This is a genomic window from Streptomyces sp. NPDC038200, assembly GCF_055600785.1.
In genome coordinates, this window is record NZ_JBVJYH010000010.1 from 11,948 (window position 1) to 31,683 (window position 19,736).

Sequence of the window (19,736 nt, forward strand, 5' to 3'; positions counted from 1 at the left end):
CGGCACGGGAGAGAGCGCGGCGGCGTGAGGGCAGCGGGACGGTCAGGACGGGTACGGATGTGGGACCGGCTCGCGGCGTCGGACCCCGGGCTGCTCCGGCTCACGGCGGGACTGCGCACGGTCACCGCCATCGCCCTCACCCTCGCCGTCCTCGCCGCCCTACGGGTCCCGGTGCCCCAGCTGGTCGCCGGGGCCATCGCGGCGATGGCCGCCACCTTCGCCGTCCGGGAGAAGCAGGCCGGCCCGCAGGCGGTGACGCTCGCGCTCGGCCTGCCGGTGGCGCTGGCCTCGGTGTCGCTGGGGGCGCTGCTCAACCAGCGGGTCGTCGTCGGGGACCTGTTCTTCGTCGTCCTCATCTTCTGCGCCGTCTACGGCCGCCGGTTCGGCGACCGGGGCACGGCGCTGGGGCTGATCGGCTTCCAGGTCTACTTCCTCTCCCTGTTCGTACGCGCGACGACGTCCGCGCTGCCCGCGTTGTTCGGCGTCGTCTGCGTGGCCTTCGCCTGCAGTGCCGCCGCCCGGTTCGTGCTGCTGCCGCAGACCCCGGCGGGCACTCTGGACCGGTTGCGGCGGGCCTTCCGCGCCCGGCTGGCCCAGTTGCTCGCCGTCCAGACCGAGTTGCTGGACGCGGGCCCCGACGACGCCGAGAAGGTGCTGGAGGACCTGCGCGACGGCACCGCGCGGCTGCACGAGACGGCGCTGCTGATCCAGGGCCGGCTGGAGGACGGCACCTCGGACCCGGCGGTCGCCCGGCTGCTCCAGCGCCGGATCGCGGACGCCGAGATCGCCGCCGAGCGGCTGGGTCTGCTGCTGCTCACCGCGCGCAGCGCCGAGCGGACCGACACCCTGACCCTGCATCTGCCGGGTGCCCCGCTGCCCTCCGGCGGGGAGCTGCCGGTGCGGGACGAGGCGACGGCCGCGCTGCGCCGGGACCTCCAGGCGCTGCGGCTGCTGATGCTGCGGCCGGCCGGCGAGGCGTCGGGGACGGCGCTCGCCCAGGTGCGCAACCGGCTGCTGGGATACCGCGAGGAGGAGAACCTGCCCGCGGCCGCCCCGGCCGTGCAGGACGTCTTCCGGGGCCTGGGCGAGGCCGCCCGGGCCGCGCTGGGTCTGCGGCTCGCGCTGGACGGGCCGCAGGACGAGTCCGACGACTCCCCGGCGACCGCCCGCTCGCGCGAGGAACTGGACGCCGAGGACGCCGCGATCGAGGTGAGCGAGGAGAGCGAACCGGAGGAGGCGGAGCCGTCCGGCCTGAAGCGGCCCACCACCCGGGCCGCGGTCCAGGTGGCCGTCGGCTCCTCGCTGGCCATCGCCGGCGGCGAACTGCTGTCCAGCCAGCGCTGGTACTGGGCGGTGCTGACCTGCTGGATCGTATTCATCAACACCGCTTCCACCGGCGAGATCCTGGTGAAGGGCTACCGACGGCTGCTCGGCACGGTGCTCGGCGTGGTGGCCGGCATCGTGCTCGCGGGGCTGGTCGGGCACCACACCTGGACGGCGTTCGCGCTGGTGCTGCTGTTCGTGTTCGCGATGTTCTACACCGCGCCCCTGTCGTACACGCTGATGTCGTTCTTCGTCACGGCGATGCTGGGACTGCTGTACACCCTGCTGAACACGTACAGCCTGTCGGTGCTGGTGCTGCGGGTGGAGGAGACGGCGCTCGGCGCGGCCTGCGGGGTGATCGCGGCGGCGGTGGTGCTGCCGATCCACACCGACCGCCGTACCAACGACCTCCTCGGGGCGGTCCTCGACCGGCTCGCCGACGTCACCCGGGGCGCCGTCGACCAGCTGAGCGGCGGGGCGGGCGGGGACCTGGTGGAGCAGGCGCGTGAACTGGACCAGGCGCTGGCCGACCTGCGGGCGGCCACCCAGCCGCTGACGCATCCGATCACGCCGCTGCGCTCGCGCCGGAACACGGCCCGGTACGTGGTGGCGCTGCTGGAGACGTGCGCATACCACGGGCGTTCCCTCGCGGCCACGGCCGAGCTGCTGCCGACGCATCCGTCGATCGCGGCGGATCCGCGGCTGCGCGGGGCGTGCGGGCGGATCGTGCACAACATCGAGGCGATCTCGGCGCACGTCGCGGACCCGAGGGCCGCGGCCGAGATCGAGACCGGCCCCAGCATCGCGTCGATGCTGGAGCCGGGCACCCTGCGCACCCCGCGCTACGGCCGCGTGACCGACCGGGTGCTGCGTCATCTGCAGCGGCTGGACGAGGCGGTCTCGGGTCTGGCCCGCCCGCTGGGCGTCGCCGGTGGTCCCGCGCAGCCGCGGAAGTGAGCGTTCACCGCGGTTCGGTGCCGGGGCGGCGGCTGCCGAGCACCTCGTCGCGGACGCGGGCGCAGCTGCGGCTGATCAGCCGGGAGACGTGCATCTGGGAGATGCCGAGCCGGTCGGCGATGCGGCTCTGGGTCATGTCCTCGAAGAAGCGCATGTAGAGGATGGCCCGCTCCCTTTCGGGCAGCCGGCGCAGCCCTTCCTTGGCGGCCTCGCGGTCGACCACGACGTCGAAGGAGGTGTCCGAGGCGCCCAGGGTGTCGGCGAGGCTGTAGCCGTCGTCGCCGGAGGAGAGCTCGGCGTCCAGGGACAGGGTGCTGAAGCTCTCCAGCGCCTCCAGCCCGGCGTTCACCTCTTCCTCGGTGAGGCCGGTGTGGGCCGCCAGGTCGGCGACGGAGGGTTCGGGGCTGCCGGGGTTCTGGGTGAGTTCACGTCGGGCCACCCGGACCCGGTTGCGCAGTTCCTGCACCCGGCGCGGCACCCTCAGCGCCCACATCCGGTCACGGAAGTGCCGCTTCACCTCTCCGGTGATGGTCGGCACCGCGTAGCTCTCGAACGCCCCGCGGGACGGGTCGAAACGGTCGATGGCCTTCACCAGCCCGAGCGCGGCCACCTGGCGGAGGTCCTCGACGGACTCGCCGCGATCGCGGAACCGGCCGGCGATCCGGTGGGCCATGGGCAGCCAGGCGGTGACGAGTTCGTCGCGCACGGCGTCCCGCTCCGGCCCGTCGTCCAGCTCCGCCAGCCGGGCGAACAGCTCCGCGGTGTCGGGGGCGTCGTCGTGGTTGCGCCGCGCGGGGGCCGCGGTGGCGGTGTCCGCGGTCGCGTCGGGACGGTTTGTCGGCATGTCGGTCAGCATGCGGAATCGCTCCTGAACGTGGGTTTCAGGGCGCAGCCGGAACACAGATTCCGGATCCTGGCCCGAACAGTGGGTGTCAGGGTTCGCCGCGAGAGCGCCACCGGGCCCGCCAGAAAGGGGCCCAGGCAGCCAGGATGTCTCCCGCTGGGCTCGCGCCTCCGGTCCGAAGCACGAGATTCCGCCTGCCCCCCGGCCACACCCGCAAACACGGCCGATCGGAACTTCGAGAACCGCTTCAGCGCAGCGGCACGACGGCCGTGATGCACTTGCCGCCGCAGGGCAGCTCCGCCACCCGGACGTCCCGGGCCAGCCGGCAGATGATGGGCCAGCCTCGGCCGCCGGGCCGGGTTCGGCCGCGCTCGTCCTCGGCGGGAGCGAGCACCGGGAGTTCGTCGCTGCGGTCGCTCACGGAGACCCGGACGCCGCCGGAGTCGACGCCGACGTCGAAGCCGGTGATGCCGCCGCCGTGCAGCAGGGCGTTGGTGGTGAGTTCCGAGGTGACCAGCAGGGCGTCCTCGACCGCCTCGGGGGCACAGGGCAGGGCGCGGGCGCGGCACTGCTCGGTCACCACGCGCTCGACGGTTCTGCGGGCCTCGGCCGGCCGGAACGGCGCCGGCCTGCGCGGCTCCGGCAGGGTGGCGGAGGAACTGGTCCGGTGCTTGTGGTGCATCCCTTCCTCCTTGGGCGAGGCCCGGGTTGCTGTGCGCTCTCCTCCTTATCCGGCTCACCCGGGGAGGCTCCGTCAAACACCCTGGGTGCCGGGGTCATCACCGGGGATCTTGCGGGTACCCGGCCGGTATGACCGATGTCGTGGACGCGGACGAGTTGTTGCGGCGGATCAGGCGGGGCCGGGAGCGTGCCGCCGAGGAGGAGCGTGCCTGGCGGGAGCGGGCCCAGGGCCTGGCGGCGACGGATCCGGAAGGGTCCCGGGAGGCGGCGGACCGGGCCCGGGCCTACGAGGCGGTGCTGCGGGTGCTGGAGGACATCGTGAGCCCGGGCGGGGGTCCGATGCGGGCGGAAGGAGTGAAACAGGTCACTTGACCCGCTTTCGGTTACCCAGAAGAACGACAGATGGTTTATCGTTCATACATACGTGATGCCGGAGCGGTGCGGACCCGTCCTGGCCCCCCTCCCCGCGTCACCCACACACGGCCCTGGCTGGCTTCCCCCGTCCAGCCAGGGCTTTTTTCTGCCCGGAGCGCGACACGAGCACGAAGTTCCGCTTCCTTCGACGTGCCCGGAGGGACGGCAGCGGCTGAAATGGGCTGTAAGCACAGCCCCCGAACCGCAACCGCCGCCGGCGAGGAGCCCCGCGCCATGACCAAAGCGATCAAACTGCTCACCGCCCTGCCCCAGGCGCAGCGCGAGCGCCTGATGGAGCTGGCCAAGGAGATCTCCTTCCCGGAGGACACCCGGATCTTCGAGGCGGGCGGCACGGCCGACCGGTTCTGGGTGATCCGCTCGGGCGCGGTCCATCTGGACCAGCAGGTCACCTCCCGCCAGCGGGTGACCGTGGCCACGCTCGGCGCGGGCGACCTGCTCGGCTGGTCCTGGCTCTTCCCGCCGTACGCCTGGGACTTCGGCGCGGTGGCCTTCAGCAACGTACGGGCCTACGAGTTCGACGGGCCCTCCGTGCTGGCGCTGTGCGTGGAGGACCCGCTGCTCGGGCTCTCGCTGGTGCGCACGGTGGCCGAGATCCTCGCCCACCGGCTGGAGACGACGCGCGGGAAGCTGATGGACCAGTACGCGCTGCGCCGGGGGCGGGGGCCGCTGTAGGACGTCAGACGCGGTAGCGGCGCAGTGCCGGGACGGCGCAGGCCAGGGCCAGCATCACCACGACGACCAGGGCGCCGCCGCCCGCGACGGCGGCCCGTGGGCCGAACGCCGAGCCCGCGGTGCCGTGCAGGACGTCGGCCAGGCGGGGCCCGCCCGCGACGACCACCGTGAACACCCCTTGCATACGGCCACGCATCTCGTCGGTGGCCGCCGACAGCAGGATCGCGCCGCGGAACACCATCGAGACCATGTCCGCGACCCCGGCCACGGCGAGGAAGGCCGCGGCGACCCAGAGGTTCCCGCTCAGCCCGAACCCGGCGATCGCCGCACCCCAGGCGACGACCGCCCCGACGACCATCCAGCCGTGCCGGCGGGCCCGCGAGAACACGCCGGAGAACAGGCCGCCGAGCACCGCGCCGACCGGGATGCCGGCGAACAGCACACCGAGCGCGAGACCCTCGCCGTAGGAGCCGTACGTCTGCGCGGCCAGCTGCGGGAACAGGGCGCGGGGCATGCCGAGGACCATGGCGACGATGTCGGCGAGGAAGGACAGCAGCAGCACCTTGTGCCGGGATATGTACTGGAAACCGGCCGCTATCTCCCGCACTCCGGCCCGGCGGGCGGCGGCCGGGCCGAGCGGCGGCAGCGCGGGCAGCCGGTGGACGGCCCACACGGTCACGCACAACGCGAGCGCGTCGATCAGGTACAGCTCGGGCAGCCCGATGACCGGGATGAGCACGCCGGCCAGCAGCGGTCCGGCCACCAGCCCGGTCTGCATCACCGTCGAGCCCAGCGCGTTGGCCGCGGGCAGCTGCTCCGCGGGCACCAGGCGGGCGATGGAGGCGGTGCGGGCGGGTGAGTTGAGCCCGAAGAACGCCTGCTGCAGCGCGAGCAGCACCATCAGCACGACCACGGAGTCCAGACCGGTGGCGGCCTGCGCCCAGAACAGCAGCGAGGTCACCGCGATGCCGCTGTTGGTGACCAGCAGCAGCTTGCGGCGGTCCACGGTGTCGGCGACCGCCCCGCCCCACAGCGCGAAGACGACCATGGGCACGAGGCCGGCCAGGCTCGCGTAGCCGACCCAGGCCGAGGAGTGGGTGATGTCGTAGATCTGCTTGGGTACGGCGACGGCGGTGAGCTGACTGCCGACGGCGGTGACGACGGTCGACGACCACAGGCGCCGGTAGGCGGGGATGCGCAGGGGGCGGGTGTCCATCGCCCAGCGGCGCCAGCCCCGCCGGGGCGGGGCCTCGGCCTCCGGCGCGCCGGTGCGGGTCTCGGTGCTGCTGCTCTCGCTCGTGTCCACGGGTGTCCTGGTTGCTCGTTACATCTTTTCGCTTCGAGAGCCTAACTGTCCCAGGAACCGCGGTGCGCGCCGAACGGTTTCGCGTCAGGAACCGGCGACCAGGGTCACGCCCAGGACGAGCATGGTGACGGCGACCAGGCCGTCCAGGGCCCGCCAGGCGCCGGGCCGCGCCAGGAACCGGCCCAGCAGCCGGGCGCCGAAGCCGAGCGCGGCGAACCAGCACAGGCTGGCGAACGCGGCGCCGATCCCGAAGGTCCAGCGCAGCGGGCCCCGGTCGGCCGCCAACGAGCCCAGCAGGAACACGGTGTCCAGATAGACGTGCGGATTGAGCCAGGTCAGCGCGAGGCAGGTGAGCACCGCCCGGCGGCGCGAGCCGGCCGCCTCGCCCTCCGTGCGCAGCCCGGTGCCGGGCCTCAGGACGCGCCGGGCGGCCAGGGCGCCGTAGCAGAGCAGGAAGGCACCGCCGACGATCCCGATCACCCGGAGCGCGGCCGGCCAGGCCACCACCACCGCGCCCACCCCGCCGACGCCCAGCGCGATGAGCACCGCGTCGGACAGGGCGCAGATGCCGACCACGGCCAGGACGGCGTCCCGGCGCGCCCCCTGCCGCAGGACGAAGGCGTTCTGGGCGCCGATGGCGACGATCAATGAGAGACCGGTGCCGAATCCGGACACCGCGGCGGTCAGGGCGTGGTTCATGCTCACGACGCTAGGAAGGTTTACATCACAAGTACAGCTAAAGATTTTTACGTACCCTTAGCGCTTGTGATGTCAGAGCTTCCCCTGGAGCAGGTGCGGACACTGCTGGCCGTGGTGGACGAGGGCACCTTCGACGCGGCCGCCGCCGCGCTGCACGTGACGCCGTCCGCCGTCAGCCAGCGGGTCAAGGCCCTGGAGGAGCGCACCGGCCGGGTGCTGCTCCAGCGCACGAAACCCGTGCGGCCCACGGAATCCGGGGCGGTGCTGGTGCGGTTCGCCCGGCAGCTCGCCCGGCTGGAGCGGGACGCCTGGGGCGAGCTGGGGCTGAACGGCACCGGGGAGCCGACGCGGGTGTCGGTCGCGGTGAACGCGGACTCGCTCGCGACCTGGTTCCTGCCGGCCCTGAACCGGGTGGCGGGCCTCTGCTTCGAACTGCACCGGGAGGACGAGGACCACACGGCGGCACTGCTGCGCGAGGGGCTGGTGATGGCGGCGGTGACCTCCTCGCCCGACCCGGTGCCCGGCTGCACGGTCCGTCCGCTCGGCCGGATGCGCTATCTGCCGGTGGCCGCACCGGAGTTCGCCGCCGCCCAGCTGGCGGGGCGGCCCCTGCCGGAGGCGCTGTCCCGGGCACCCGTCGTGGTCTTCGACCGCAAGGACGACTTCCAGGACGCCTTCGCCCGGCGGCTCGGCCACGGACCCGCCGGCCCCTTCCGGCACCATGTGCCCACCTCGGAGGGGTTCTTGGACACGGTCGCCGCGGGGCTCGGCTGGGGCATGGTCCCGGAGGTGCAGGCAGCACCGCTGCTGGACCGGGGTCGGCTGGTGGTGCTCGCCCCCGGCGAGTGGATGGACGTCGCGCTCCACTGGCAGCAGTGGAAGCTCGACTCCCCCGCGCTGGCGGCCCTGGCCGAGGCGGTCACCGCGACCGCGGCGCGGACGCTGCGCCGCTGAGCGGCCCGCCGCGCGCCGGGTGCCCGGCGGCCCGGCGCGCGTACCGTCGTCCCCCGGTGGCGCGGCGGCCACCGGGCGGGACCGTCGGCCTGCCCCAACCTCCCGCCACCGGTGCCCGGTCGAGCGGCCCGGCGCTCTCTTCGCCCCGCGTCGCGGCCTGTTGACCGCCCACGGTCCCGCGCGGCCCGCGTCCCCGACCCGACCGGTCGGCGATCGTCGCCCGATCCGCCGCCGGTTGTGCTGTTTCATCCCGCCCCGACCGGTGACCCGATTCCTGAGCACGCATGCGCACCGCATGCGGCGAGGCACGAACGACTTCGATGCGATCCAGGAGACTGCGATGGAGAACTGGCGCGGCCACGCCGCGTGCCGCCATGAGGACCCCGACCTGTTCTTCCCGATCGGCACCACCGGGCCCGCCCAGGCGCAGGCCCGGCACGCCAAGGAGGTGTGCGGGCGCTGCCCGGTGCGGGAACAGTGCCTGGACTGGGCGCTGGACACGGGTCAGAGCATCGGCGTCTGGGGCGGTACGACCGAGCTGGAGCGCCGGGCGCTACGGCGCCGCACCCGCTCCCGGCCACGTTCCGGCTGACCCGCGTGGGGGGCCTCGACGCCCCCCGGCGCAGGGCCCCCACGACCTCGTCCACCCCCCTCGGCGCAGGTCCCTCACGCCCTCAGCGGCCCCCTCGGCGCAAGGTCCCCCACGCCCGCTCCTGCCGGGCCATCTCGTCCCGGGCCGCGCCGATCACCTCTTCGGCGATCCAGCACAGCGGCTCGACGTCGGTCACGAGGGGCTCGTTGTCGGGGCCCCGGCCCGCTTCCCGGCCCCGCAGCACCCAGGGGCGCACGCTGGGGCCCTTGTCGTGCGGCAGGTGCGCGTAGTCGTACAGGCGGCGCGCGACCCACAGCTCCACCGACCGGCCCTCCCACCAGGACTCCACGTCGAGCGGGTTGGCGGACAGCCCGGGCATGGGCACACCGGTCAGCTCGTCGGTGCTGGAGACGGCGTCGAGATCGGCGGCGGGGCCGCGGGACCAGCGGACGTACAGGCCCCGGTTCCGTTCCACCAGGCGGGCCGCCTCGGCGAGCGTGGACACGACCGGCAGGTCCTCCGAGCTGCTCATGGTCCGACCTCCCTGTGCTGCGCGTGCGCGGCCGGAGTACCCCCGGCGCACGCCGGGAATCGGACCGCGGTGCCGCGCTGTCAGGGCTCCTCGGCGGGCGGCGGCACGGCCGGCAGGCGCAGGGTGAACACCGCGCCCGCCCCCGGCTCGCTCGCGGCCCCGGCCGTGCCCCCGTGCGCGGCCACCAGGTGGCGGACGATCGGCAGGCCCAGGCCGCTGCCGCCGGTACGCCGACTGCGGGACTTCTCCGCGCGCCAGAACCGCTCGAAGACGTGCGGCAGGTCCTCGGGCGCGATGCCCGCGCCGGTGTCGGCGACCGTGAGCACCACGTCGTCGCCGTCCCGGCCGGCGGTGAGCGTGACGGTCCCGTCGGCGGGGGTGTGCCGGAGCGCGTTGGAGACCAGGTTCCCGAGGGCCTGCCGCATCCGGACCGGATCGGCGTCCAGCCAGGCGGCGTCGGCCTCGGTGCGCAGGGCGACCCCGGCGGCGCCTGCCGCGACGCGGTGGGCGGCGGCGACCTGGTCGAGGAGGTCGCCGGCCCGCAGCGGCTCGCGGTGCAGGCGCAGTGTGCCGGCGTCGGCCGCGGCGAGGTCCTGGAGGTCGTCGATGATCCGCTGGAGGACCAATGCCTCCTCGTGCAGGGAGTCGAGCAGTGCCGGGTCGGGATCGACGACACCGTCGCGGACGACCTCCAGCCAGCCCCGGATGTTGGTGAGGGGGCTGCGCAGCTCGTGCGCGATGTCGCTGACCATGGCCTTGCGCTGGGCCTCCAGCCGGGCGCGCCGCTCGGTCAGGTCGTTGAACGCCTCGGCGAGGATCCCGGTCTCGTCCCGGGTGGTCACCGGTACGCGCACATGCAGGTCGGGCGGCTGCTGTGCGGCCAGGGTCAGTGCGCGCAGCGGCCGTACCAGCCGGACGGCGACGACGGCGGTGACGGCGACGGTGACGGCGAGGACCAGGCCGGCCACGCCGAACACCTTGGCCTTGTTGGCGGGTGACATGTCGAAGCGGGCCGGATTCTGGTCGCCGATGCCGAGGAACAGCTCGGCCACCGGGGCGGCGTAGGGCTCCAGCTGGGTGCGGCGGGCGGTCTGGACGCAGCGCTGGGCGGCCCGCGCGGCCTCACCTGTGGCGATCTTGGAGTACTTGAGCAGGTAGCCACCGCCGAACGGGTCCTTGCCGGTGGGGTCGAAGGTGAGGAACAGCCGTCCGCCGAGGTGCAGACCGGACTGCTTCAGACAGGGCCGGACGAGTTCCGACAGTGCGTCGATGGCCACCTGCTCCGTCGCGGTCGGGGTGTTGAGCCGCCCGTCCTCGCAGACCGTCGCGCCGTAGTCGGCCGGGGCGGTGCCGTCCGGCGTGGTGACGACGGGCCGCCCGCTCGTGATCCGGACGACCGTGGCCTGGAGGCCGTAGCGCTCGTAGCACCGCTTGCGCCTGTCGGCCAGCGCGTCGAGCTTGGCGCGTTCCTTCGCCGGGAGCCGGTAGGGGCCCACCACGCGGGGGTCGATGCCGCTGAGCTGGGCGCCGGTCTCGGTGTAGGTGTCGGTGCGCAGCGGGTCGACGGTGGCGGCGGGCCGGGGCGGCAGGGGGGTGCCGCGGGGCGCGGAGTCGGCGACGAAGGCGCGGTCGGCGGTGGTGAGGGCGATCCGGCGCCCGGTGCGGGCGGCCAGCTCGCGGACGGTGCGCCGCACCCCCGTCCAGTCGGAGTGGGTGGCGGCGTAACCGCTGAGCCGGGCGAGGATGCGGTTGTCGGCGGCCAGGTCCTGGCCCTGTTCCTCCTTGAGGGCGCTGGTGGTGGTGGTCACCGCGAGCCAGGCGGTGGCCGCCACCGAGCAGACGGCGATGAGCGCGGAGACGGACAGCAGCCGGACGAGGAGCCGCTTGCGCAGCGGGATCCGGCGCTTCGCGGACGCCTTCCGGTCGGCTCGGGGGGTGCGGCGCCGCTCGGCCGGCGGCCCGTCGGCCCGTGACCGCCGGCTCCTCACGGCCGGGCCCCGCTCAGCTTGTAGCCGACGCCGAACACGGTCAGCAGCCGCACCGGCCGCCGCGGGTCGGCCTCGACCTTCCGGCGCAGGTTCATGATGTGCACGTCGACGGCCCGCTCGGTGGAGGCCCGGTCGAAGCCGCGCGTGCACTGGAGCAGTTGCCGCCGGGTGAAGACCCGCTCCGGCTCTCCCGCCATGGCCAGCAGGATCTGGAACTCGGCCGGCGTGCACTCCACCGGTGCTCCGTCGCAGCGCACCTCGTGCCGTACCGGGTCGACGCTGATCCCGGCGGCCCGCACGACGGGATCCTCGCCCCGGGCGCCGACGCCCCGCCCGCTGCGCCGCAGGACCGTACGGATACGGGCCATCAACTCGCGCGGGCTGTACGGCTTGGTGAGGTAGTCGTCGGCGCCGACTTCCAGGCCCAGCAGCACGTCGTCCTCGGCGGCGCGGGCGGTGAGCATCACCACCGGGACGTCGGGGTTCTCCGTGCCGCCCCGCAGGGCCCGGCACACGCCGAACCCGTCGACGACCGGGAGCATCAGGTCCAGGACGACGAGATCGGGCCGCAGGCGGCGGGCAGCGTCGAGCGCCGCCGCGCCGTCGTGCACCACCGTGGCGGTGTGCCCCTCGGCAAGCAGCGAGCGCCGGATGAGTTCGGCCTGCTTCTCGTCGTCCTCGGCGACCAGTACATGTGCGCACACGAGTTCGGATCCTAAGCCGCTCAGCGCGCGAGCCAGTCGGCGTACCCCATGACGACGACCGGATGCCGGCCGGGGTCGAGGGTGCGCAGGAGGTCCTTCATGTGGGCCTTGGCGACGCTGACGCAGCCGTGGGTCGGTCCGCCGTGGTCGACGTGCAGCCACACTCCCCCGCCGCGCGCGGGACCGAGGGGCCGGGTCCAGTCCAGCGGCGAGGTGCCCGGCTCGCGGTTGTAGTCGATGGCGACGACGTAGTCGAAGGAGCCCTCCAGCGGTTCGCCCTCGAAGCCGGTGCCGGGCGAGTGGAAGCCGCGGGCGTGGTGGTACGGGAGCCTGCTGCCGGGGTCCGGGAGCAGGCCGCCGGCGTCGGAGAGGGTGTAGACGCCGAGCGGGGAGCGCAGGTCGCCGGACATGTGGTGGGGGCTCCAGCCGCGCAGCGCGTTGTGCGCGGGCCAGGCGGCACCCGCCTGCCAGCCGGTGGCGGTGCGCCGGTGGAGCACGACCGTGCAGCGCGGGGAGTTCTCGCCGCGTCCGGTGACGACGACGGCCTGCCCGCAGCGCTCGGGTATCGCCGCGGACCGCTCGGGTCCGAGGCCGGGTATGCCCCGCGGCGCCGACGGGGTGGACGTCCCGCGGGTGGACGTTCCGGGTCCTGGTGTCCCGGGGGTGGGCGCCGGCGCCGGGCGGCGGGCCGGCGTCCGGTGCCCGGTCGCCTCGGCCCCGCCGCCGCAGCCGGTGAGCAGCAGCGGGGAGGCGACGAGTGCGACGGCGGTTCTGCGTTGGATCATGGGTCGACCTTGGCCGACAGTTGTTTGGAACCGGTCAGAAATCAGGCCCTGTTCGGCTTGCCCTGCGTGTACAGCCAGGTGTGGAACAGCTCCTTCAGCTGCTTCCCGGACTTCTCCTCGGCAAGCCGGACGAACTGTGCCGTGGTGCCGTGGCCGCCGCGGTGCCCGTCCGCCCAGGCGCGCAGGATGCGGAAGAAGTCGCGGTCGCCGACGGTCCGGCGCAGCTCGTGCAGGGCCATCGCGCCGCGCGCGTAGACGGGCGTGCCGAAGATGCGGGCGCCGCTGCCCGGGTCGCCGGGCGGGTAGGCCCACAGGCCGTCGCTCGCGGGCCGGGCGTAGAGGGCGTCGAAGCTCTGCTGGGCGCTCCGGCCGCCGTGCTGCTCGTCGTAGAGCCATTCGGCGTAGGTGGCGAAGCCCTCGTTGAGCCAGATGTCCTTCCAGGCGGTGAGCGACACGGAGTCGCCGAACCACTGGTGGGCGCTCTCGTGGACGAGGGTGTCGAGGTCGGGCGCACGGTCGTAGACCGGCCGGGTCTGTGTCTCCAGGGCGTAGCCGACGTCCGGGGCGTGGTCGACGATCGAGCCGGCGGCCCGGAAGGGGTAGGGCCCGAACAGCTTGCTCTCCCACTCCAGCACGGAGGGCAGCTTCTTCAGGACGGGTCCGGCGGCGCGCGCCTCGCGGGCGTCCACGGCGTTGTAGACCTGGACGCCGTCGCGGGTGGTGTAGCGCTCGACCTGGAACCTGCCGATGGTCGCGGTGGCCAGGTAGGCGGCCATGGGCTGGGTCTCGCGCCAGCGGAAGGTGGTCTGCCCGTGGGCGGTGCGCCGGCCGAGGAGCACGCCGTTGGCGACGGCGGTGCGTCCCTTCGGCACGGTGATCGTGAAGTCGTACGACGCCTTGTCCTTGGGGTGGCCGTTGACCGGGAACCAGGTCATCGGGCCCTGGGGTTCGCCCGCGACGAACGCGCCGTCGTCGGTGGGGATCCAGCCGTCGGCCGAGCCGTCGGGGTCGGTGACCGGCTTCGGGGTGCCGTGGTAGGCGACCGTGACGCGGAAGTCGTGTCCCGACTTCAGGGCCTGACGCGGGGTGACGACGAGTTCCTGCCCGTCGCGCCGGAAGGCGGCCGGGGTGCGGTCGACGGTGACGGCGGTGACCTTCAGGCCCTTCAGGTCGAGGTCGAACCGGGTGAGCCGCTGGGTGGCGCGGGCGCTGAGGACGGCCGTGGCGTCCAGGCGGCGGGAGGTGGTGTCGTAACGGAGCGTCAGGTCGTAGTGGCGTACGTCGTAGCCGCCGTTGCCGCTGAGCGGGAAGTACGGGTCGCCCGCGCCGGGCGCGCCGGTGCCGGACGCCGTGGGTGCGGCGGCGCCGAGCAGCGCGGCCACGGCAGCGGGAACGGTGGCGAGCACGGCGGTACGGCGTCGGACGGGCTGTCTGCGGGGCGGCGTCACATGCGCTCCTCTGGGACTGGGCGGTGATCGACTGGCCGTCAGACTAGGCGGGAGGCGGGCCCGTTTTCCCTCTTCTTCCGGTCAAGTCACTCCGCGTCGCCGACGGCTCGGCGCGGAGTGCCGCAGTACGCTCGCACAACCGTCCCCGATCCCGAAGGGCCCGACCGTGAGCGTGCGCGTGCGCCGGATCTATGAACCGCCCGAGCCCGACGACGGCCTGCGCGTGCTGGTCGACCGGCTGTGGCCACGCGGCCTCGCCAAGGACGCGGCGCACGTGGACGAGTGGCCGAAGGGGCTGACCCCGTCGAGCGAGCTGCGCACGTGGTACCACTCGGGCGAGGGCTCCTACGACGAGTTCCGCCGGCGCTACGAGGCGGAACTCGACGCGCCGGAGGCCGCCGACGTGCTCGACGGACTCCGCGAGTCGGTCCGTGCGGGGCAGGTGACCCTGCTCACGGCGTCGAAGAAGCCGGAGCAGAGCCACGCGACCGTGCTGGCGGAGTTGCTGGCGAGCTGAGGGTCAGGCCGTCTGCCGCGCCGCCGCACGACCCGCCGCCCGGCCCGAGAAGAGGCAGCCGCCGAGGAACGTGCCCTCCAGCGCGTTGTAGCCGTGGACACCGCCGCCGCCGAAGCCGGCCACCTCGCCCGCCGCGTACAGCCCCTCGATCGGTGTGCCGTCGGCGCCGAGGGCCCGGGAGTCCAGGTCGGTCTGGATGCCGCCGAGGGTCTTGCGGGTCAGCACGTGCAGCCGGACCCCGATGAGGGGGCCCGCGGCCGGGTCGAGGATGCGGTGCGGGGCGGCGACGCGGCCGAGCCGGTCGCCGATGTAGCGGCGGGCGTTGCGGATGCCCTGGACCTGGGAGTCCTTGCTGTAGGGGTTGGCGATCTGCAGGTCGCGGGCCTCGATCTGGCGCCGTACCTCGGCCGCGTCCAGCAGCGGCTTGCCGGTGAGACCGTTCATCTTCTCGACCAGCTGCTCCAGGCGGCCGGCGGTGACGAAGTCGGCGCCCTTGTCGAGGAAGGCCCGCACGGGTGCCGGGGCGCCCTTGCCGAGCAGCCGGTCCCGCAGCACGGCCTTGCGGTCCTTGGCGGTGATGTCGGGGTTCTGCTCGGAGCCGGAGAGCGCGAACTCCTTCTCGACGATCTTCCGGGTGAGGATGAACCAGGAGTGGTCGTACTCCGCGATGTCCTCGGTGGTGCGGAGGTACTTGAGCGTGTTCAGGGTGTCGTAGCCGGGCAGGCAGGGGTCGGGCAGCCGGCGGCCGAGCGCGTCCAGCCAGACGGAGGAGGGGCCGGGCAGGATGCGGATGCCGTGGCCGGGCCAGAGGGGACTCCAGTTCTGCAGGCCCTCGGTGTAGTGCCACATGCGGTCGCGGTTCACCAGTCGTACGCCGGCCTCGGCGCTGATGTCGAGCATGCGGCCGTCGACGTAGGCGGGGACGCCGGTGACCATCTCGGCGGGGGGCGTGCCGAGCCGCTCGGGCCAGTAGCGGCGGACGATGTCGTGGTCGGCGCCGATGCCGCCGGTGGTCACGACGACGGCCTGGGCGGTGAGTTCGAAGTCGCCGACGCGGTCGCGGCCGGAGGGGGCGCCGCGCGGGGAGTCGTCGGGGGCGAGGAGGGTGCCGCGCACGCCGCGTGCCGTGCCGTCCTCGACGACCAGCTCGTCCACCCGGTGGCGGTGGTGGAAGGTCAGCAGTCCGTCCCGGGCGGCCTGGCGGGCGTACCGCACGAAGGGTTCGACCACGCCGGTGCCGGTGCCCCAGGCGATGTGGAAGCGGGGCACCGAGTTGCCGTGCCCGTCCGCCCGCAGGTCGCCGCGCTCGGCCCAGCCGACGGTGGGCAGCAGCTCGATGCCGTGCCCCTGGAGCCAGGAGCGCTTCTCGCCGGCCGCGAACTCGACGTAGGCGCGGGCCCAGCGCACCGCCCAGGAGTCCTCGTCGGCGAGCCGGTCGAACTGCGCGCTGCCCTGCCAGTCGTTCCAGGCGAGGGCGAAGGAGTCCTTGATGCCGAGGCGGCGCTGCTCGGGCGAGTCGACGAGGAAGAGCCCGCCGAAGGACCAGAACGCCTGGCCTCCGAGATCGGCGGCGTTCTCCTGGTCGACCAGGGCCACCCGGCGGCCCCGGCTGGTGAGTTCGTGTGCCGCGACCAGGCCGGCGAGACCGGCTCCGACGACGATGACGTCCGCGTCCATGGGCGACTGTGTCCTTCCTGACGGTGCTCGTGCGACCGTGCTCATGCGGGGGTGCGGCTGCCGTCCGTGAGCAGCGCGGTGAGCAGCTGCCCCAGCCAGGCCCGGGCGGCCGTGACGTCCCGGTCCAGCAGCAGTTGGGTGGTGACCCCGTCGTACGCGGCGACCACGGCGTGTGCCGCGCCGTCGACGTCGCCCAGCACGGCGGGCAGTGCGGTGTGTCCCCGGGCCCGGGAGAGCCGGTCGGCGATGGCCTGCCGGAGCCGGGCGCGGTGGTCGAGGAGGGCTCCCGAGACGGCCGGGTCGCGGGCCGCGTGGACCAGGAAGTCCGTCTTCACGAGCAGCCAGTCCACGTCGAGCAGCAGCACCTCGGTGACCCGGTCCACCGAGGCGGGCACGTCCAGGCCGGGCCCGTCCTGGGCGAGCGCGTCGGCGACCTGGGCGGCGATGAGGTCGGCGCGCTCCTGGTAGAGGGCGAAGAACAGCTCGTCCAGGGTGGCGAAGTTCGAGTAGAAGGCGCCCCGGCTGTACCCGGCCGCCTCGCAGACCTCCTCGATGGAGACCCGTCCGAAGCCCTTGGCCGCGAACACCGCGAAGGCGGCGTCGAGCAGCCGGGCCCGGGTGCGGACCCGGCGCCGCGTGACGCGCCCGGGTGGGTCCTGCGTGGGTTTCATCGGCACCGGCCTCTCACTCGCCACCCCTCTTTCGATACATGAACGTATCGGATACATGGATGTATCGAAAGCCCCCTGCACATGCCCGGGCGCGCGACCTATCGAATGGAACGGATTTTCGATTAAGGAGTAGGGTGGGCTCATGGCCACGCACCTCCAGGGCTCCCTGTTCGACCAGACCGACGAGCTGCGGCTCGGCCCGCTCGACGGGCTGCGCCGCACCGGACTGAGCTCGGGCGCCTGGATCGACGTCCTGCCGGGCTGGCTGACCGGGGCCGACGCGCTGTTCGACCAGCTGGCGGCGGACGTCCCCTGGCGGGCGGAGCACCGGAAGATGTACGACAACGTGGTCGCCGTGCCCCGCCTGCTCGCCTACTACGGGGCACCGGATCCGCTCCCCCACCCGGTGCTGGACGAGGCCCGCACCGCCCTGTCCCGGCACTACGCCGAGGAACTGGGCGAACCGTTCACCACGGCCGGGCTGTGCTTCTACCGCGACGGCCGGGACAGCGTGGCCTGGCACGGGGACCGGATCGGGCGGGGCGCCCGTGAGGACACCATGGTCGCGATCCTCTCCGTGGGCGCGCCCCGGGACCTGCTGCTGCGCCCGGCCGGCGGAGGCGGCGGCACGCTGCGCCGGCCCCTCGGCCACGGCGACCTCATCGTGATGGGCGGCTCCTGCCAGCGCACCTGGGAACACTGCGTCCCCAAGACGGGCCGGGCCGCCGGACCGCGCATCAGCATCCAGTTCCGGCCGCAGGGCGTGCGCTGACGTCCGCCGGGACCCGGGCGCGGCGCCCGGCGCGCGACACCATGGCGCCCCCTCGTGCGAGCCGCCGTCGCGTCTGATTGGCTGTCCCCGACGATCCGCCGCTCGAGGCTCGGGGAGACCATGCGGGCTGACGTACACCAAGTCGCCGACGACACCTATCTGGTGCACGGCCACAACACCAACTGGGTGATCCTCAAGGACGGCGACGCCGTCACGCTGGTGGACACCGGGTACCCCGGCGACCGCGCGGGACTGCTGGAGTCCCTCGCGGCGGTGGGCGTTTCACCGGACGCGGTCGCCGCCGTCCTGATCACCCACGCGCACAACGACCATCTGGGCTCTGCCGAGTACCTGCGCGCCGCCCACGGCACCCCGGTCTATCTGCATCCCGCCGAAGTCCCGCACGCGCGGCGCGAGTTCCTCCAGCAGGCGAACATCGGCGACGTGGTCCGCAACGCCTGGCGGCCCGGTGTCCTGCCCTGGGCCGCGCACGTGATCCGGGTGGACGGCCTGCAGAGCCACCCCGTCGCCACGCCCGAGCCGTTCCCCGCCGAGGGGCCGCTCGACCTGCCGGGCCGGCCGGTCCCCGTGCACACCCCCGGTCACACGGACGGGCACTGCGCCTTCCACCTGCCCGACGCCGGCGTGGTGATCTCCGGGGACGCCCTGGTCAGCGGGCACGCCACCTCCCGGATCAAGGGCCCGCAGATGCTGCTCGGCTTCTTCCACCACGAGCCCGCGCGGGCGCTGGGCTCCCTGGACGTGATCGGCGCGCTCGACGGCGACACGCTGCTGCCGGGTCACGGGCCCGTCCACCGCGGCTCGGTGCGGGCCGCGGCCGAGCAGGCCCGGGACCGCGCCGCATAGCCGGACACGGCGTCCGCGGGCCGCGCGGCGGACCGCGCCTCCTGCAACGGGCGGGTGTGGCCTTAGGGTTCGCGTCATGGCCTTGCAGATCAGTGCCACGAACCCGGAGCACCCCGCTCTCCTCCTCGCCCTGCCCTGGGACACACCGCTGGAGGAGTGGCCCGAGGAGTACCTCGTGCCGCTCCCCCGCGGCATCTCCCGGCACGTGGTGCGCTACACGCACGCCGGCGACGAGGTGATCGCCGTCAAGGAGCTGGCCGAACGGCCCGCGCTGCGCGAGTACGAGCTGCTGCGCGACCTGGACCGGCTGGGCATCCCCGCCGTCGACCCGCTGGCCGTGATCACCGGCCGCACCGACCCCTCCGGCGCCCCGCTGGAGCCGGTGCTGGTCACCCGGCATCTGCGCGGCTCGCTGCCGTACCGGTCGATGTTCGAGACGACCATGCGCCCGGCCACCATGCACCGGCTGATGGACGCCCTCGCCGTGCTGCTCGTGCGGCTCCACCTGGCCGGCTTCGCCTGGGGGGACTGCTCGCTGTCCAACACCCTGTTCCGGCGGGACGCGGGCGCCTACGCGGCCTATCTGGTCGACGCCGAGACGGGCGACCTGCACCCGCGGCTCAGCCCCGGCCAGCGGGAGTACGACCTGGACCTGGCCCGGGTGAACATCAGCGGGGAGCTGCTGGACCTGGAGGCGTCCGGCGCGCTGCACCCGTCCGTCGACCCGGTGGAGTTCGGGCACGAGATCTGCACCCGCTACCGGGGACTGTGGCAGGAGCTGACCCGCACCTCGGTGTACCCGGCGGGCAAGTACCACTACATCGAGCGCCGGATCCGCCGCCTGAACGACCTCGGTTTCGACGTGGCCGAGATGCAGATCGAGCACTCCTCCAACGGCGACACGGTCACCTTCGTGCCGAAGGTCGTCGACGCCGGTCACCACCAGCGGCAGCTGCTGCGGCTGACCGGCCTGGACGCCGAGGAGAACCAGGCGCGGCGGCTGCTGACCGACCTGGAGAGCTGGATGGCCACCCAGGACGACTACGTCCCGGGCGACCCCCTCGCCGCCCGCCCCGAAGTGCTGGCCCACCGCTGGGTACGGGACGTGTTCCGGCCCACCGTGCGGTCGGTGCCGCCGGAGCTGCGCGGCTCCATGGACCCGGCCGAGATCTTCCACGAACTGCTCGAACACCGCTGGTACCTGTCCGAGCGCGCCCAGCACGACATAGGTCTCGACACCGCCGTCAAGGACTACACCGAGAACATCCTGCCCCGGGCCCGGACGACCCTGGAGCCGACCGAGCCGGAGTAG

At 73.7% G+C, this 19,736-nt stretch carries 20 protein-coding genes; 9 read left to right on the forward strand and 11 right to left on the reverse strand.

The window, feature by feature from the left end:
* Positions 1–57: 57 nt before the first annotated feature.
* The gene (locus tag ACZ7KF_RS21395; RefSeq protein WP_471077132.1) at positions 58–2,280 is read left to right on the forward strand and encodes an FUSC family protein; all 2,223 of its coding nucleotides are present in this window, start codon (positions 58–60) and stop codon (positions 2,278–2,280) included.
* Positions 2,281–2,284: 4 nt separating this feature from the next.
* Here ACZ7KF_RS21395 and ACZ7KF_RS21400 read toward each other — a convergent pair whose 3' ends face one another.
* Both ACZ7KF_RS21400 and ACZ7KF_RS21405 read right to left on the reverse strand, forming a co-directional pair.
* The gene (locus ACZ7KF_RS21400) at positions 2,285–3,136 is read right to left on the reverse strand and encodes a SigB/SigF/SigG family RNA polymerase sigma factor (RefSeq protein WP_471077135.1); all 852 of its coding nucleotides are present in this window, start codon (positions 3,134–3,136) and stop codon (positions 2,285–2,287) included.
* Positions 3,137–3,371: 235 nt separating this feature from the next.
* Positions 3,372–3,806 (reverse strand): ATP-binding protein, encoded by a 435-nt coding sequence (locus ACZ7KF_RS21405; protein ID WP_471077138.1) that lies wholly within the window; start codon positions 3,804–3,806, stop codon positions 3,372–3,374.
* A 128-nt stretch (positions 3,807–3,934) separates the two neighbouring features.
* Between ACZ7KF_RS21405 and ACZ7KF_RS21410 the strand changes: the two genes are divergently transcribed.
* Complete coding sequence (locus tag ACZ7KF_RS21410) at positions 3,935–4,177, forward strand: hypothetical protein (protein WP_471077141.1); 243 nt, start codon at positions 3,935–3,937, stop codon at positions 4,175–4,177.
* Between the two features lie 276 nt (positions 4,178–4,453).
* Entirely contained in the window at positions 4,454–4,912 is a 459-nt protein-coding gene (locus ACZ7KF_RS21415; protein WP_225825503.1) for a cyclic nucleotide-binding domain-containing protein, read from the forward strand.
* 4 nt (positions 4,913–4,916) lie between these two features.
* Here ACZ7KF_RS21415 and ACZ7KF_RS21420 read toward each other — a convergent pair whose 3' ends face one another.
* Both ACZ7KF_RS21420 and ACZ7KF_RS21425 read right to left on the reverse strand, forming a co-directional pair.
* Positions 4,917–6,218, reverse strand: a complete 1,302-nt coding sequence (locus ACZ7KF_RS21420) for an MFS transporter (protein WP_471077144.1) — start codon at positions 6,216–6,218, stop codon at positions 4,917–4,919.
* 84 nt (positions 6,219–6,302) lie between these two features.
* Positions 6,303–6,917 (reverse strand): LysE/ArgO family amino acid transporter, encoded by a 615-nt coding sequence (locus ACZ7KF_RS21425; protein ID WP_471077147.1) that lies wholly within the window; start codon positions 6,915–6,917, stop codon positions 6,303–6,305.
* Positions 6,918–6,986: 69 nt separating this feature from the next.
* Between ACZ7KF_RS21425 and ACZ7KF_RS21430 the strand changes: the two genes are divergently transcribed.
* Together ACZ7KF_RS21430 and ACZ7KF_RS21435 are read left to right on the forward strand one after the other, a co-directional pair.
* Positions 6,987–7,871 carry a LysR family transcriptional regulator ArgP gene (locus ACZ7KF_RS21430; protein ID WP_471077150.1) on the forward strand — a complete coding sequence of 295 codons (885 nt, stop codon included), beginning with the start codon at positions 6,987–6,989 and terminating at the stop codon, positions 7,869–7,871.
* A gap of 340 nt (positions 7,872–8,211) precedes the next feature.
* On the forward strand, positions 8,212–8,463 hold the full coding sequence (locus ACZ7KF_RS21435) for a WhiB family transcriptional regulator (protein WP_471077153.1): 252 nt from the start codon (positions 8,212–8,214) through the stop codon (positions 8,461–8,463).
* A gap of 82 nt (positions 8,464–8,545) precedes the next feature.
* Here ACZ7KF_RS21435 and ACZ7KF_RS21440 read toward each other — a convergent pair whose 3' ends face one another.
* From ACZ7KF_RS21440 to ACZ7KF_RS21460, 5 genes are all read right to left on the reverse strand, one after another.
* Positions 8,546–8,995: a DUF6098 family protein gene (locus ACZ7KF_RS21440; RefSeq protein WP_471077156.1), complete on the reverse strand. Its 450-nt coding sequence runs from the start codon at positions 8,993–8,995 to the stop codon at positions 8,546–8,548.
* 80 nt (positions 8,996–9,075) lie between these two features.
* Positions 9,076–10,893 (reverse strand): sensor histidine kinase, encoded by a 1,818-nt coding sequence (locus tag ACZ7KF_RS21445; protein WP_471077803.1) that lies wholly within the window; start codon positions 10,891–10,893, stop codon positions 9,076–9,078.
* Positions 10,894–10,979: 86 nt separating this feature from the next.
* Positions 10,980–11,687, reverse strand: coding sequence for a response regulator transcription factor (locus ACZ7KF_RS21450; RefSeq protein ID WP_471077159.1), 708 nt, complete (start codon positions 11,685–11,687; stop codon positions 10,980–10,982).
* Between the two features lie 20 nt (positions 11,688–11,707).
* The gene (locus ACZ7KF_RS21455) at positions 11,708–12,472 is read right to left on the reverse strand and encodes a L,D-transpeptidase family protein (RefSeq protein WP_471077162.1); all 765 of its coding nucleotides are present in this window, start codon (positions 12,470–12,472) and stop codon (positions 11,708–11,710) included.
* A gap of 41 nt (positions 12,473–12,513) precedes the next feature.
* Complete coding sequence (locus ACZ7KF_RS21460) at positions 12,514–13,920, reverse strand: M1 family metallopeptidase (protein ID WP_471077165.1); 1,407 nt, start codon at positions 13,918–13,920, stop codon at positions 12,514–12,516.
* Between the two features lie 166 nt (positions 13,921–14,086).
* On the opposite strand from ACZ7KF_RS21460, the gene ACZ7KF_RS21465 reads away from it, so the two are divergent.
* Positions 14,087–14,437, forward strand: a complete 351-nt coding sequence (locus tag ACZ7KF_RS21465; protein WP_471077168.1) for a DUF488 domain-containing protein — start codon at positions 14,087–14,089, stop codon at positions 14,435–14,437.
* 3 nt (positions 14,438–14,440) lie between these two features.
* Here ACZ7KF_RS21465 and ACZ7KF_RS21470 read toward each other — a convergent pair whose 3' ends face one another.
* Both ACZ7KF_RS21470 and ACZ7KF_RS21475 read right to left on the reverse strand, forming a co-directional pair.
* Complete coding sequence (locus tag ACZ7KF_RS21470; protein ID WP_471077171.1) at positions 14,441–16,114, reverse strand: FAD-binding dehydrogenase; 1,674 nt, start codon at positions 16,112–16,114, stop codon at positions 14,441–14,443.
* Positions 16,115–16,155: 41 nt separating this feature from the next.
* Complete coding sequence (locus tag ACZ7KF_RS21475) at positions 16,156–16,785, reverse strand: TetR/AcrR family transcriptional regulator (protein WP_471077174.1); 630 nt, start codon at positions 16,783–16,785, stop codon at positions 16,156–16,158.
* A 142-nt stretch (positions 16,786–16,927) separates the two neighbouring features.
* On the opposite strand from ACZ7KF_RS21475, the gene ACZ7KF_RS21480 reads away from it, so the two are divergent.
* The 3 genes from ACZ7KF_RS21480 (at position 16,928) to ACZ7KF_RS21490 (ending at position 19,736) form a co-directional block, all read left to right on the forward strand.
* Positions 16,928–17,557: an alpha-ketoglutarate-dependent dioxygenase AlkB gene (locus ACZ7KF_RS21480; protein WP_471077177.1), complete on the forward strand. Its 630-nt coding sequence runs from the start codon at positions 16,928–16,930 to the stop codon at positions 17,555–17,557.
* A 120-nt stretch (positions 17,558–17,677) separates the two neighbouring features.
* Positions 17,678–18,424: an MBL fold metallo-hydrolase gene (locus tag ACZ7KF_RS21485; protein WP_471077180.1), complete on the forward strand. Its 747-nt coding sequence runs from the start codon at positions 17,678–17,680 to the stop codon at positions 18,422–18,424.
* Between the two features lie 76 nt (positions 18,425–18,500).
* Complete coding sequence (locus ACZ7KF_RS21490; protein ID WP_471077183.1) at positions 18,501–19,736, forward strand: DUF4032 domain-containing protein; 1,236 nt, start codon at positions 18,501–18,503, stop codon at positions 19,734–19,736.

Bases quoted from the DNA above. Each gene is read 5' to 3' on its own strand.
- ACZ7KF_RS21395 (WP_471077132.1), top strand. From the start codon at position 58: ATGTGGGACCGGCTCGCGGCGTCGGACCCCGGGCTGCTCCGGCTCACG.
- ACZ7KF_RS21400 (WP_471077135.1), bottom strand. From the start codon at position 3,136: ATGCTGACCGACATGCCGACAAACCGTCCCGACGCGACCGCGGACACC.
- ACZ7KF_RS21405 (WP_471077138.1), bottom strand. From the start codon at position 3,806: ATGCACCACAAGCACCGGACCAGTTCCTCCGCCACCCTGCCGGAGCCG.
- ACZ7KF_RS21410 (WP_471077141.1), top strand. From the start codon at position 3,935: ATGACCGATGTCGTGGACGCGGACGAGTTGTTGCGGCGGATCAGGCGG.
- ACZ7KF_RS21415 (WP_225825503.1), top strand. From the start codon at position 4,454: ATGACCAAAGCGATCAAACTGCTCACCGCCCTGCCCCAGGCGCAGCGC.
- ACZ7KF_RS21425 (WP_471077147.1), bottom strand. From the start codon at position 6,917: ATGAACCACGCCCTGACCGCCGCGGTGTCCGGATTCGGCACCGGTCTC.
- ACZ7KF_RS21430 (WP_471077150.1), top strand. From the start codon at position 6,987: ATGTCAGAGCTTCCCCTGGAGCAGGTGCGGACACTGCTGGCCGTGGTG.
- ACZ7KF_RS21435 (WP_471077153.1), top strand. From the start codon at position 8,212: ATGGAGAACTGGCGCGGCCACGCCGCGTGCCGCCATGAGGACCCCGAC.
- ACZ7KF_RS21440 (WP_471077156.1), bottom strand. From the start codon at position 8,995: ATGAGCAGCTCGGAGGACCTGCCGGTCGTGTCCACGCTCGCCGAGGCG.
- ACZ7KF_RS21455 (WP_471077162.1), bottom strand. From the start codon at position 12,472: ATGATCCAACGCAGAACCGCCGTCGCACTCGTCGCCTCCCCGCTGCTG.
- ACZ7KF_RS21470 (WP_471077171.1), bottom strand. From the start codon at position 16,114: ATGGACGCGGACGTCATCGTCGTCGGAGCCGGTCTCGCCGGCCTGGTC.
- ACZ7KF_RS21475 (WP_471077174.1), bottom strand. From the start codon at position 16,785: ATGAAACCCACGCAGGACCCACCCGGGCGCGTCACGCGGCGCCGGGTC.
- ACZ7KF_RS21480 (WP_471077177.1), top strand. From the start codon at position 16,928: ATGGCCACGCACCTCCAGGGCTCCCTGTTCGACCAGACCGACGAGCTG.
- ACZ7KF_RS21485 (WP_471077180.1), top strand. From the start codon at position 17,678: ATGCGGGCTGACGTACACCAAGTCGCCGACGACACCTATCTGGTGCAC.
- ACZ7KF_RS21490 (WP_471077183.1), top strand. From the start codon at position 18,501: ATGGCCTTGCAGATCAGTGCCACGAACCCGGAGCACCCCGCTCTCCTC.